Consider the following 13,520-nt stretch of genomic DNA (forward strand, 5'->3'; position numbering starts at 1 on the left):
AAAAGGTCAGACTTGGTGAGTCTGACCTTTTGTTTTTTATTTGTAGGTATCAGAATTCAAAGATTTTAGCTTGTTTTAGCGGCTTCTTAGTATCTGCTATTTCCCTTCAGATTTATGCTTTTCCGAGTGCTTTCAACATCGTAACACCGATTTCTGCTGGAGATGCTACCACGTGGATTCCACATTCTGCCATGATTTTCATCTTAGCAGCAGCCGTATCATCAGCACCGCCAATGATTGCTCCTGCATGACCCATACGACGACCTTTTGGAGCTGTTTGACCAGCGATAAAACCAACTACTGGTTTTGTACCGTTTTCTTTAATCCAACGAGCTGCTTCGGCTTCCATTCCACCACCAATTTCACCAATCATTACGATACCCTCTGTTTCTGGGTCGTTCATCAAAAGTTCAACCGCCTCTTTAGTAGTTGTTCCGATAATCGGGTCACCACCGATACCGATAGCTGTTGTTTGGCCAAGACCTACTTTAGATAACTGGTCAACGGCTTCGTATGTTAAAGTACCTGATTTTGATACAACACCGATTGTTCCTTTTTTGAAGATAAAGCCTGGCATGATACCTACTTTACATTCTTCTGCCGTAATAACACCTGGGCAGTTAGGGCCAATCAAACGTGCGTTTTTACCTTGAAGATATGACTTTGCAGTAACCATATCTTTTGTTGGAATACCTTCAGTAATACAAACGATTACTTTGATACCTGCATCAGCTGCTTCCATGATGGCATCAGCTGCAAATGCTGGCGGCACGAAAATAATTGAGACATCGGCTCCTGTATCAGCAACTGCTTGCTCAACAGTATTGAAAACAGGGCGGTCAAGGTGCAATTGTCCACCTTTTCCTGGTGTTACACCACCAACGACATTTGTGCCGTATTCAATCATCTGACTCGCATGAAAAGTACCTTCCGAGCCAGTAAAACCTTGTACGATTACCTTAGAGTTTTTATTTACAAGAACGCTCATTATTTTCGTATTTTTTGAATTTTACGTAAAAGTAGTTTGAAATGAGAAAAGTACAAAATGAATTTAAGAATTACGAATTATGAATTGCAAATCTAATATCTAAATCACTGATAATCAATATCTTAATTTTTAATTAATTTTTGCTAAAATTTTATAGTTCTTTGAAAACTTTAACGTATTTTCAATAATTATTCAAATTTATACCACTTTTGCTCAAAATTTTATTAGTCGATTTTCTGCTCAGAAAAAACGAAAAAATCCCCAAACCTAAGAAAAGCTTGAGGATTTTGTTTATTTAAGAATTGAGCTTATGCCTCAACTTGTTTTTTTCGAAACCATTTATCTCGCACACGCTCATTGATGTAGTACAAACAAGGTACAATCACTAATGTAAGTACTGTCGAGAAACTAAGTCCAAAAATGATTGTCCAAGCCAAGATTCCCCAGAAAACAGCACTATCTCCGCCAATTACCACGTGTGGGTCAAGGTGCGTAAACATCGTTACGAAATCCATACTTATACCTAAAGCCAAAGGAACGAGACCCAAAATGGCAGCCGAAGCTGTAAGTAACACTGGGGTTAGGCGTACGCCCCCTGCTTCCACGATAGCATCTTTCAAAGCGTAGCCCCTACTACGTAATTCGTCGGTAAACTCAATAAGCAAAATACCGTTTTTCACCACAATACCTGCCAATGCAATAATACCTACACCCGACATAATTACGGAGAATGTCATGCCAAAAGCCATGAATCCTAAGAATACCCCAATGAATGATAATAGAATTGTTACGAAAATGATAAATGGTTTTACTACCGAGTTGAACTGCGTTGCAAGAATCAAATAAATCAATAAAACTGCCGCTCCTAACGCTCCTAACAAAAACATCATTGATTCCATCTGCTCTTCTTGCTCACCACCCATTTTTACTGTGTATCCACTCGGAACTTCCATCTCGTTGATTACTTTACTTTGAATCTCGGCCACAATTTCGTTGGCATTATAACCATTCAATACTTCTGAGCCTAAAGTAATAATACGTTGTTGATTCTTGCGATTAATCTGGCTAAATGTAGTCGAATAACTAATATTTGCTACCGAATTAAGCGGAACCTGACGCAACATTCCACCCATGTTCATATCGCGGTAAGTGATATTCATACTCAAAAGTTTTTCAACTTGATTACGGTCATCCGCTTTCAAACGCAACTGAATTGGGTATTCTTCTTTATCATCTCTAAATTTCGAGATTTCTGCACCAAACAAGGCTGTACGAATCGCCAAGGCAATCTGCGAAGTACTGATACCTTCTCTTTGGGCTTTAACTTTATCTACATCAACAATAATTTCTGGCTTATTAGTAATCAAATCTGACTTCAATTCTTCGATACCTTGAATACCAGCGGCAGTAATACGTTTGCGTACTTCTTTTTCAATACTGATGAGTTTATTGAAATCATCTCCAGCAATCTCTACCGAAATTGGCTTACCCGTTGGAGGGCCGTTGTTTTCTCTTTGTACTGAAATTTCACTACCCGGAATTCCTTGAATCTCCTTACGCATTTCTTCTAAAAGTTTGGCAGAAGAAATATCTCCACGTAACTCTTTCTTCACGAAAGCTACGGTTACTTTCGATTTCTGAGGCGTAGCAGAGCGGTCTGGATTGAATGGGTCACCTGCATTTTTACCTACATTCGAAATCACTGAGTTAATAGCTCCCTCTGCTTTATTGCGTTTGATTACGCCAAAAACTTTGGTTTCAATTACCTTCGTCACTGAGTCAGTTACACGAGCATCCGTTCCTACCGGCATTACATTATAAACATAAATATAATCTGGTTCTCCGCTTGGGAAGAAGATTACTTTTGGCTTCACTATTCCCAATAACACGAATGTCATAATCAATAAACCAAACATACTTAATACGGCAAATACTGGTCGGTAGCCTATAATTACCCAAGAAATGAGGTTACGATAAGCCTGTTTGAAGCGTGGTAATGCTCCATTCTGGAATGGAAGAATAACCTTTGGTGTTAATACAAAGTGATTAAAGGCATAAAGAAGAGCAATTAACACAATGAAATTTCCGATACCAACATTCATCAAATAACCCGGAACAGCAATAATTGCCATGATAATCAGTGGACGTTGAATGGCACGGAAACTGGTATCAGCGTGGTCTTCTTCTTCGTGGCGTTTCATGAATGAAATAGCAAAAACTGGATTCATCACATAAGCTACAATCAAAGAAGCTAATAAGGTATAAATCAAGGTAATAGGTAAAAATTTCATGAATTCACCCACAATACCTGGCCAGAACAAAAGCGGGAAGAAAGGAGCAATGGTTGTAAGTGTACCCGATAATACTGGCAAAAATACTTCTGAGGCTGCTAACGCAACTGCTTCCTTAATTGTTAGATTCTTGAATTTATTGAATAAACGGTGAGCATTTTCGATTACCACTATGGCATCATCAACCACAATACCCAAACCTAACAAAAACGCAAACAATACAATGGTATTCAGTGAAAACCCTGAGAACCAAAGCGGAATAAAGGCAATCAAAGCAGAGAGCGGTACTGAAAGTCCAACAAAGATGGCGTCACGAACACCCATAAAGAACATCAATACAATTACCACGAAAATAAAGCCCAAAACAACCGTATTTACTAGGTCGTTGATTTCGCTTTTTACACGCTCCGAAGTATCAGCCGTAATTTTTGCTTGTAAGCCTGGAGGGAAACGGTCTTCACGGTACTTTTCTAACAACTTTTCAATACGCTCCGACACCGCAATTACGTTAGCACCTGCACGCTTAACAACGTTGAGTGTTACAACTGATTTACCATCTAAACGAGCAAAATCTTGTTGTTCTTCGTGGCTATCTCTTACATCAGCTACATCACCCAAACGAACAGTTGCACCTGTAGAAGTACGTACTTGAATATTTTGAATCTGGTCAACTGTCTTGAATTCACCTTTCACACGAATGGTTCGGCGAACATTATCGACATTCAATTCACCACCCGAAATATTGATATTTTCGCCCTGTACTGCACTTTGTACGTCATAGAAAGTCAAACCAGTCGATTGCATTTTGTACAAATCAAGGTTAATTTGAATTTCACGCTTTAAAGTACCGACAATGTCAACCTTCGTAATTTCTGGATATGATTCAATTTCATCTTGAAGCTCTTCAGCATAATCTTTCAGTTTTTCGAGCGAAAAATTACCAACTAAATTGATATTCATTATCGGAAACTCCGAAAAGTTCACATCTTGAGCCGTTGGACCACTATCGAGTTTTTGTGGTAAATCACGCTTCGATTTATCAACTGCATCACGCACACGTTGAAGTGCGACTTCTACTTTTACATCAGGATTAAATTCAATCAAAATTACTGATACGTCTTGTAAAGCATTTGATTTAATGCGTTTTACGCCCGTAATTGTTTTTAGCTGTTTTTCAATTGGCTTATTAATTACGTTTTCGATATCAGCTGGTGTAGTACCAAAATAAATGGTTTGTACATAAATTTGTGGCACTTTAATATCAGGAAACTGCTCTTTTGGTAGGTTGAAGTAAATACCTAAACCTGCCAAGAAAATCATTATCGTAAAGATATATACCGTCGTTTGGTTGTTTCCTAACCAACGAACGAGGTTATATATTGACCCACTTCCGTGAGGCAAATCTTGGTCTTGTAAATTTTCTTTTTCCATAATCCAAATGCCTCGCTTAAATCCAAATTCTTGAAGAAAAGGAATTTAAAAGGAGGACTTGTTAAAGGTCTTTTTGTGAGAAAAAGTTTAAATATTTTTTAAGTTCCTCCCTATTTGAGAGGGCTTTTGTTGAGTCTTTTAGTAATTAACCGCCTGACCATCTACTAAATCTTGGTAACCTTGCGTAATAAGCATATCACCAGCTTGTAAACCAGAAATTATTTCGATATCACCATTATAAGTAAGACCCGTCGTAACCTTACGGCTGCGTGCTACTTTTTTTGCACCTTCTGTTACGGCTACATAAACTACATCCCCTAATTCGGTTTGTTGGATAAGGTTACGATTAATAATAATTGAATTTCCTTTAGCTTGGTCGTTGATATTCAAAACGGCCAACATATTTGGCTTTAATTGTGGAGCAATTTTTGGAATCGTTGCCTCTACAGTAAACGTACGAGAAGCTTGATTTACTGTTTGGCTCACAAAGGTCAATCTTGCAGAAGTTTCTTTTCCTAAATCTGGGAATTTGATATTTACCACATCGCCTTGTTTGATAGTACTTGCGTAGGTATCTGCTACTTGTGCAACTACTTTTAGGTTATCTGAATTAACAATACGAACTATTCCTAAACCCGGAGCTGCCATTTCGCCAGCTTTCATACGTACTTCATCAACAAAACCACTCAATGGTGCGATTACCTTTGTCATGGCTGTTTGTGTTTGTAGCGTAGCCAAACGTTTTTCAAGAGCATCAACATTTGCTTTTGCCTGAATGTATTGAACTTCTGTACCGATTTTTTGATCCCAAAGAGCTTTTTGTTTTTCGTAGAAAACTTTTGCTGTACCTAATTGTACATCAATTTCTTGAATAGATTGCTTCAAAACTGAATTATCAATAGTAGCAATTACTTGTCCTTGTTTTACGAAATCACCTTCCTTTACATACAAGTTTGTAATGGCTCCACCCATTTGTGGCGAAACAAAGATATTATTCTTAGCATCAATGCGGCCTTGAATTTCAACAAAGTGATTGAAAGTTTGCGTAGTAATTGGCGAAACCGTTACGGCAATTACTTTCTCTACTTCTTTTGCTGGTGCAAGTATATTCAACTCGCTTTTTAATTGCTTGATGCTCTCAGAAATTTTCTTTTCTTCTGCTTCAAGTTTAGCTAATTCTGCTCTTTTTTCTGCAACTTTATCTCCACCACCTTTTGAGCAAGCGGCTAAAATAACAACTGTTGATAGAATATATAATGTATTTTTCATATAATGATTCAATGAATAATTGTAATTGATTAATCTCTTTAACCTTATAATCTCCCAATATCGGAAGGCTGGTGTTGGGCTTATTCTGCCAATAGTTTACCCATTGCTTTATCTAAATCTACTTTAGCAATTAATAAATCATAGAGTGCAGCGAAGTAATTTGTTTGAGCTTCTTTTAAAGAAGATTCTGCATTTACTACTTCAATATTTGTACCAGCACCAGCTTGATATTTAATCTTCGAAACCCTTACTACTTCTTGAGCTAAATCGAGGTTAGCTTTTTGAGTTTTTAGTGTTTCTAAACCATTTTTTAAACTAATAATTCCTTGTGTTGCTTGTAATTCAAATGATTCACGTAAAAACAATGCACTTTGGTCAATTCTTGTAAGGTTGATGTTTTGTTGTTGAATCTGAAGCTTACGAAGTCCACTGTCGTAAATCGGAATTTGTACACCAAGTGTTAGAGCCGATGAGCCAAACCAACGCTCAAATGGGTTGAAACGCGGGTTACTGTGCCCTGCTCCAAGTGAACCACTAAAGAATACTTTTGGTAATGCCCCTTTCTGAATACGTTCAATATCAAGCGTTGTAAGTTTTTTCTGAGTCATTAAAGTGGCATATTCAACTCTGTTAGCGTAATCTACTCCTTGATATTCTGGCAATTGAAGCTGATTGATGTCTGTTTCAGAAAGTTTGTCTTTCAAAGTAAGTGATTCTTGCTGTTTCATTCCCATCTGAAACTTCAAGAGTGCATAACTTAATTGAATCAAATTTTCAACTTTTTGGGTTTCAGTAACTAAATTATTACGTTGAACCTGTAAGCGGTCTACATCTAATTTTTCTACAAAACCTTTTTCATTCATAATTTTCAGCTCACGTAACATCGTGTCTAATCGACTGATGTTAAGCCCCAACAACTTGCTTCTTTCTTCTGCCACTAAAACCGAATAATAAGCCTTCATTACGTTTTCAACAACGCCCACCTTTGAAGTTGCAACCGTGCGTTGTGCCAGTTCTCTGTAAACAGGTGCGGCTTTTAAACCAACTAACCACGTGGCATCAAATATTAATTGATTCAGTCCAATTCCAGCCTGACCACCCCATGGCACACCAAACTTAAATTTCACTACTTCACCTTCTGCAGCCTGTGGATTAAAGTTTTTTGCTGCAACCAACTGAGTAGGTACAATTACGTTTGAAGTATATTGAAATTGTCCATTGATTTGTGGCATACCAGCCGCTTTGACTTGCTTAATGGTATTTTCGGCTGAATAAATTTCCAGCTCAGCATTTTTTACATTGATGTGGTTTTTTAAAGCATATTGTACTGCTTCCTTGAGCGTAAACGACTGCTGACTATAAGCATTCGTAACCACCAGAATCAAGAAAAGCAAGCTCAATGCCCTCTTTAAGTGTTTTATTTTCATAATTCTGTATTTGTTTTTAATAGTAAGACTTATTTTGGAGATTGATAATTATTTAAAAAATATTATGTATTTATAATTGAGTTGTGCTAATGTATTTTTCATAAACTTCAAGCCCTTTAAGTGTAATAATTCCTCTAAGAAAATGGTCGATAAAGGTTTTGTGAATATCGTATTGACTGAATTTATCTTTTGGAAAAACACTTTGTTCAAAGGCAAAATCAATTTCTTCCATGCGTAACCTCGCTAAAATCTCGACATTAACTTCTGGACGATAAAGCCCTTGTTTAATTCCCTCTTTTAAGTTTTCCTTGATTATATCTAAATAGATTGTTTTTTTATGCTCTTGAAAAAGTGCCCAAACTTTGGGGTAATACTTTTTTAAATCATAGATAATCACAGGATTAAAGTTGGCAATATTTGCTTTGAGCATTTCTATTTCACGAACAACCTCATGAATCGGGTTCTCAGATTCTTTGTGAATCACTTCGCTCATTTCTTGTTCACAAGTCATTCTCACAACTGCCACTTCTTCTACAATGCTATCTTTATCGGCAAAGTGCATATAGATTGTCTTCTTCGAAATTCCGAGTTCAGAAGCAATCTCGTCCATCGTTACACTGCGAATTCCAAACTTTAGAAAAAGCTCTTCAGCAGCTTTCAATATACGTTCTCTTACTTCCATTATTTACCTTTAAAACTGGCTAAGTTTCATTTGACCTTTATGTTTGTACTAATCAAGAAACTTGGGAAACTTTCAAAAGGTTCAAAGTTTTTATAATTTTTTTTATAGAGCTACTATAAACATACAAAATTGAAAAAACTGATGTAAATCATGAAAACAAAGATGATGAAGCTATAAAATAAGCGTATAAAACCTTATTTTATGAGGATGAACATATTTTCAATCTATTCTTTCTCGAAATATACATATAACTAATTGATAATAAAATTGTATTTTTCTAATTTAAACTTACATTAAGAAAATGTTGTAGTCTATTTTTACTGAAAATTTATAGATAAATCGTATTTTTGTAAACCTATCTATTTTATCTGCCCTGCTGTAAATATGATTGAATTCAAAAAGCATTTACCAAACTAGCCCACATACCTAATTAATTACATAAGTATCCAGCTATAAACTAAACACTTACTGTAAAAACCTAAAATTTTAAGCCTAAATGAGTTTCTACAAAAATCTTGTATTTCCGTACCTAACTAAATACGACGCAGAGAAAATCCATTATACAGTAATGAATACGCTCAAATTTGCCTGCTCTATTCCATTCATGCCAGCAATTTTGAGGCTTATTTTTGAGAAAAAAGATGCTCGTTTAGAAAGAAAAGTTTTTGGTCTTCGCTTTAAAAATCCAGTAGGTTTAGCTGCGGGCTTTGATAAAAATGGTATTTGGACCGACGAGCTATCTAATCTTGGTTTTGGATTTATCGAAATCGGTACTGTTACACCAAAACCACAATCAGGTAATGATAAACCTCGACTCTTCAGACTAAAACCTGACCGTGCACTGATAAACCGCATGGGCTTTAATAACGAGGGTTCAATGGCTGCAGCAAATAATCTTCGTAAACGTAAAACAAAGGTTATCGTAGGTGGAAACATTGGAAAAAACAAAGTGACTGAAAACGATGAAGCTATATACGATTACCTCAAGGCTTTCAATGACCTCTATCCTTACGTAGATTACTTTGTGGTGAATGTGAGTTCTCCAAACACGCCTGGTTTAAGAGATTTACAAGAAAAAGAACCGTTGAAATATATTTTGAAGGTTTTGGAAAGAGATAATGGAAGAAAATCAAAACCTAAGCCTATCCTTCTGAAAATTGCACCTGATTTGACTAACGAGCAACTTGATGATGTGATTGAAATTGTAAAAGAAACTCGTACAGCAGGTGTCATTGCAACCAATACAACCATTAGTAGAGAAGGTTTGGTATCTGACAAGGAAACTGTTACTGAAATTGGAGCGGGTGGTTTAAGTGGTAAACCTCTCACTGACCGTTCGACCGAAGTTATTAGGTATTTATCAGAAAAATCGAACAAAGCGTTTCCTATTATTGGCGTTGGAGGAATTTATTCCGCACAAGATGCAATTGATAAACTGAATGCAGGAGCCTCACTCGTTCAAGTCTATTCTGGCTTTATCTATGAAGGCCCAAGCATTGTAAAAGAAATTTGTAATGGAATTTTGAAAGAAATACCCAAAAAATAAATAATTGACTATCAATGCCTTAGCATTAAAAAAGTGTTGTTCTTTTTGAGAACAACACTTTTTTTTTATTTTTTGAAACCTTTTCATATTCTCTTTTGTATTATATGTATATACATACAATGTAAATACATAATTAAAAAATATTCTAGAAATTTAAACATTTTAAAACTATGGCTACTTGGATTATTGACCCAACTCACTCTGAAGTTAATTTCAAAGTAAAACACTTAATGATTTCTACTGTTACTGGTACATTCGGAACTTACGAAGGTTCGATTGAAACAGCTAATGACACTGATTTCGCAGGTGCAAAAGTTAGCTTCTCGGCAGATATTGATAGCATTTCTACTAATCAAGAACAAAGAGATGGACACTTGAAATCGGCTGATTTCTTTGATGCAGCAAGCTTCCCAAAATTAACTTTTGCAGCAACATCAATGGAAAAAGTTGATGATGAAACTTATCATGTAACTGGTGACTTGACAATTAAAGGAACTACAAAACCTGTAACTTTGAAAGCAGAGTTTGGTGGTATTATGGGCGATTTTTACGGAAATACAAAGGCTGGTTTTGAAATTGCAGGAAAAATCAACCGTCAAGATTTCGGACTTACTTGGGGTGCAGTAACAGAAGCAGGTGGCGTAGTGGTAAGTGATGAAGTAAAATTAGCTTTCAATATTCAATTAGTGAAGCAGGCTTAATTTTTTGGTTTAAGGTGAAACGCAGAAGGCTCTTTCTTAAAAGAGCCTTCATTTTTTATAAACTACTAGTCTTGCCACCATCTACAGGAATACTTACCCCATTGACAGATGCGGCTGCAGGAGAACACAAAAAGGCGATAACTGCGGCTGTTTCTTGGGGAGCTGTAAACCTTCCAATCGGAATTTCTTTAATTAGCTCTTGCTCTACTTCACTAACACTCTTTTGCGTAGCTGAAGCTCGCATTTCGTTTACTTTCTGCAAGCGTGCCGTTGTTGTATAGCCCGGAAGCACATTATTAGTTGTAATACCAAATTTTCCAAGCTCATTTGCCATTGATTTAGCCCAATTACCTATTGCCCCACGAATGGTATTCGATACCCCCAAACCAACAATTGGCTGCTTCATACCTACGGATGTAATGTTGATGATGCGTCCAAACCCATCTTTTTTCATACTCGGAACAAGTGCTTGTGTAAGTATTTGGGCAGCAATAACATGCTCATTAAAAGTTTGTAGAAATAAGTCGGGAGAAGCTTCAATCACAGGGCCTCCGACTGGGCCGCCTGTATTATTCACCAAAATATGAGCCTCAGGATATTTTGTCAAATGACGTTCAATTCGAGATTTTATTTGGTTAGTTTTTGAAAAATCAATCAGTAAATAGCGATGTTTTTGACCTTTTTTGCGTGGAAGTTCGTCTAATACTGCTTTTAATTTTTCTTCATTTCGAGCCACTAATGTAATATTTGCCCCTAAAAGTGCTAATTCGACGGCGGCGGCTTTACCAATGCCTTGTGTGCTGCCACATACGAAGGCAGTTTTTCCTGATAAATCTAGATTCATAGCTGTTGTTTGTTTACTGCAAAGTTACAGTTTTATTAATTTTTATCTAAATCATTCAAAAAATCATTTGGTACTATGCAGCTAAGTGTCGAATTTTGCAATAAAAAAGCTTTTCGAATGTACTTATCTATTGTTTCACCTGTTTATAGAGCTCAAGAAATTGTTGATAAATTAGTTGAAGAAATTCATCAAGCCGTCAGGCCAATAACCGATTCTTACGAAATTATTTTGGTAGAAGATGGTAGTCCTGATAAATCTTGGGAAGCCATCGAACGTGTATGTAGCAATGATACTTATGTGAAAGGTGTAAAACTAAGTAGAAACTTTGGTCAACATGCTGCCATCAATGCGGGATTAAGCATTTCAAAAGGAGAATGGATAGTTGTGATGGACTGTGACCTTCAAGATAGGCCAGATGAGATTCCGCATTTATTGAATAAAGCGAAAGAAGGATATGAGCTTGTTTTTGCTCAACGACAAATTCGACAGGATGGATTTTTCAAGAAACTTTCTTCTAAGTTATTTTATAAAATTTTTAGCTACTTAACCGATACCATACAAGATAGTAGCGTGGCAAACTTTGGCATTTATCACCGAAAAGTGATAGATGCAGTAGTTAGTTTGGGCGACCGAATTAGGTTTTTTCCTACCATGACCCAATGGGTGGGATTTCGTAAGGCTTACTTGCCCGTCAAACACGATGAACGTGCATCGGGAAAATCATCGTATTCATGGGCAAAACTCATTGAATTGGCTTTCAATAATATCATTTCCTTCTCTGATAAACCACTCCGCCTCACAGTTAGGCTTGGTTTAATGATGTCGCTTGTGGCAATTCTTTTAGGAATCGGCTACCTATACCTATACTTTAGCAATCAAATCAAACAATTGGGTTTTGCCAGTATTATTATTTCCATTACATTTTTTTCGGGGCTTATTATATTCATTTTGGGTATTATTGGTATTTATTTAGGTAAAACTTTCGAGCAAGTCAAAGGGAGACCCGTGCATATTATCGACCAAAAATTAAATTTTTAATGATACACTTAACTTGGGATAGTGCATTCTTTCATAAAAAAATCGCTCGAATTGATGCTAGTAAAGATTTAGAAATACTATCTTCTCAGCTCGAACAAGCGTTTCTTGAACAATATGATTTGATTTATGTTTTTGCCGAAAAAGAAACCCTATTACCGCAAGATATTCTTGAGCAATTCAATGGAAAACTTGTAGATAGAAAAATTACCTATACCGCTTCGATAGATTTATTAAAAACCAAAGCTCTAGTTGAAACCAAAGAATTTAATGAAATTGAAGGGCATTTGTTGTATGAACTAGCTTATCTCAGTGGTAATCATTCAAGATTTATGTTAGATACAAGTTTGGGAATAGAAAATTTTAAGCGACTTTATCGAGAATGGATTGATAAATCTGTCAGCCACCAAATTGCTCAGAAAATATATATTTATGAAAACAACGGGCAAATTGGAGGTATGGTAACGCTTAGTATCAAGGATACACAGGCGAATATTGGTCTGGTTGCCGTTGATGAAACTTTACAAGGGCAGGGTGTTGGCATTTCTCTGATTCATGCCTGTGCAGAATATTGCAAGAAAAATAATATTCAAACACTCGATGTACCTACACAGCTTGATAATAGACAAGCCTGTAAATTTTACGAAAAATGTGGTTTTGTTGAGAAGCAAATTCAAAATATTTATCATTTTTGGGCATAAAAAAAGCCTTTCTTTTCAGAAAGGCTCTCCTTAATATTCTTTGTTGATTATTGCAATTTTTCAACTTGCATATACCCCAATTCAACTGGAGTACTACGTCCGAAGATTTTAACGCTCACGCTCAATTTCTTCTTATCTTCGTTCACTTCCTCAACATTACCATCGAAACCACTGAATGGGCCATCGATTACCTTCACATTTTCGCCTTTTACGAATGTAAGTGTTGGAGAAATATTATCACCGATAATAACCTCTTCTTGCACACCCAAAATACGATTTATTTCAGATTGACGTAAAGGCTCAGGAGTCATGGAAGTACCATTATTACGACCCAAGAAACCAATTACACCTGGCATTGTCTTGATTAAGTGAAGCACTTCACCATTGTTTAGGTCGGCATTAACAAGAATGTATCCTGGAAAATAACTTTTTTCACGAACACGTTTCTTACCATTACGAACCTCTGTGATTTTTTCAGTTGGAATTAAGATTGACGGAATTAAGTCATCCAACTTGCGTCGAATTGCTTCGTTTTCGATGTAGGTTTTGATTTTCTTCTCCTGTCCCGAAACTGCCCGCACAACGTACCAATTGATTTCGCTCAT

At 36.4% G+C, this 13,520-nt stretch carries 11 protein-coding genes; 4 read left to right on the forward strand and 7 right to left on the reverse strand.

The annotated features are described in order from the left end of the window. Positions 1-112: 112 nt before the first annotated feature. From sucD to A6M55_RS09250, 5 genes are all read right to left on the reverse strand, one after another. Positions 113-988 carry a succinate--CoA ligase subunit alpha gene (sucD, locus tag A6M55_RS09230; protein WP_015028153.1) on the reverse strand — a complete coding sequence of 292 codons (876 nt, stop codon included), beginning with the start codon at positions 986-988 and terminating at the stop codon, positions 113-115. Between the two features lie 308 nt (positions 989-1,296). Further along, a complete protein-coding gene (locus A6M55_RS09235) occupies positions 1,297-4,710 on the reverse strand; it encodes an efflux RND transporter permease subunit (protein ID WP_015028154.1) in 3,414 nt (1,137 codons plus the stop codon). Positions 4,711-4,848: 138 nt separating this feature from the next. Next, the gene (locus A6M55_RS09240) at positions 4,849-5,979 is read right to left on the reverse strand and encodes an efflux RND transporter periplasmic adaptor subunit (protein WP_064197358.1); all 1,131 of its coding nucleotides are present in this window, start codon (positions 5,977-5,979) and stop codon (positions 4,849-4,851) included. Positions 5,980-6,059: 80 nt separating this feature from the next. Further along, positions 6,060-7,406 carry a TolC family protein gene (locus tag A6M55_RS09245; protein ID WP_082892969.1) on the reverse strand — a complete coding sequence of 449 codons (1,347 nt, stop codon included), beginning with the start codon at positions 7,404-7,406 and terminating at the stop codon, positions 6,060-6,062. 70 nt (positions 7,407-7,476) lie between these two features. Further along, a complete protein-coding gene (locus A6M55_RS09250) occupies positions 7,477-8,088 on the reverse strand; it encodes a TetR/AcrR family transcriptional regulator (protein WP_064197359.1) in 612 nt (203 codons plus the stop codon). Positions 8,089-8,584: 496 nt separating this feature from the next. On the opposite strand from A6M55_RS09250, the gene A6M55_RS09255 reads away from it, so the two are divergent. Next, positions 8,585-9,634 (forward strand): quinone-dependent dihydroorotate dehydrogenase, encoded by a 1,050-nt coding sequence (locus A6M55_RS09255; protein ID WP_015028158.1) that lies wholly within the window; start codon positions 8,585-8,587, stop codon positions 9,632-9,634. 170 nt (positions 9,635-9,804) lie between these two features. Next, positions 9,805-10,335 (forward strand): YceI family protein, encoded by a 531-nt coding sequence (locus A6M55_RS09260; RefSeq protein ID WP_015028159.1) that lies wholly within the window; start codon positions 9,805-9,807, stop codon positions 10,333-10,335. Between the two features lie 55 nt (positions 10,336-10,390). Here the strand turns inward: A6M55_RS09260 and A6M55_RS09265 are convergent, their stop codons facing one another. Next, positions 10,391-11,179 (reverse strand): SDR family oxidoreductase, encoded by a 789-nt coding sequence (locus A6M55_RS09265; protein WP_015028160.1) that lies wholly within the window; start codon positions 11,177-11,179, stop codon positions 10,391-10,393. A 117-nt stretch (positions 11,180-11,296) separates the two neighbouring features. Between A6M55_RS09265 and A6M55_RS09270 the strand changes: the two genes are divergently transcribed. Continuing rightward, positions 11,297-12,217 carry a glycosyltransferase family 2 protein gene (locus A6M55_RS09270; protein WP_041693915.1) on the forward strand — a complete coding sequence of 307 codons (921 nt, stop codon included), beginning with the start codon at positions 11,297-11,299 and terminating at the stop codon, positions 12,215-12,217. After that, the gene (locus tag A6M55_RS09275) at positions 12,217-12,915 is read left to right on the forward strand and encodes a GNAT family N-acetyltransferase (RefSeq protein ID WP_064197360.1); all 699 of its coding nucleotides are present in this window, start codon (positions 12,217-12,219) and stop codon (positions 12,913-12,915) included. Before A6M55_RS09270 ends, A6M55_RS09275 begins: the two co-directional genes overlap by 1 nt. A 47-nt stretch (positions 12,916-12,962) precedes the next feature. Here A6M55_RS09275 and nusG read toward each other — a convergent pair. Then, positions 12,963-13,520, reverse strand: a 558-nt coding sequence (gene nusG / locus A6M55_RS09280; RefSeq protein WP_015028163.1) for a transcription termination/antitermination protein NusG, incomplete at its 5' end; no start/stop codon positions are given.

Source organism: Emticicia sp. MM (genome assembly GCF_001649495.1).

What these genes read in the sequence shown, in the direction of transcription:
- sucD (WP_015028153.1), bottom strand. Translation starts at nt 988, where the DNA reads ATGAGCGTTCTTGTAAATAAAAACTCTAAGGTAATCGTACAAGGTTTT.
- A6M55_RS09235 (WP_015028154.1), bottom strand. Translation starts at nt 4,710, where the DNA reads ATGGAAAAAGAAAATTTACAAGACCAAGATTTGCCTCACGGAAGTGGG.
- A6M55_RS09240 (WP_064197358.1), bottom strand. Translation starts at nt 5,979, where the DNA reads ATGAAAAATACATTATATATTCTATCAACAGTTGTTATTTTAGCCGCT.
- A6M55_RS09245 (WP_082892969.1), bottom strand. Translation starts at nt 7,406, where the DNA reads ATGAAAATAAAACACTTAAAGAGGGCATTGAGCTTGCTTTTCTTGATT.
- A6M55_RS09250 (WP_064197359.1), bottom strand. Translation starts at nt 8,088, where the DNA reads ATGGAAGTAAGAGAACGTATATTGAAAGCTGCTGAAGAGCTTTTTCTA.
- A6M55_RS09255 (WP_015028158.1), top strand. Translation starts at nt 8,585, where the DNA reads ATGAGTTTCTACAAAAATCTTGTATTTCCGTACCTAACTAAATACGAC.
- A6M55_RS09260 (WP_015028159.1), top strand. Translation starts at nt 9,805, where the DNA reads ATGGCTACTTGGATTATTGACCCAACTCACTCTGAAGTTAATTTCAAA.
- A6M55_RS09265 (WP_015028160.1), bottom strand. Translation starts at nt 11,179, where the DNA reads ATGAATCTAGATTTATCAGGAAAAACTGCCTTCGTATGTGGCAGCACA.
- A6M55_RS09270 (WP_041693915.1), top strand. Translation starts at nt 11,297, where the DNA reads ATGTACTTATCTATTGTTTCACCTGTTTATAGAGCTCAAGAAATTGTT.
- A6M55_RS09275 (WP_064197360.1), top strand. Translation starts at nt 12,217, where the DNA reads ATGATACACTTAACTTGGGATAGTGCATTCTTTCATAAAAAAATCGCT.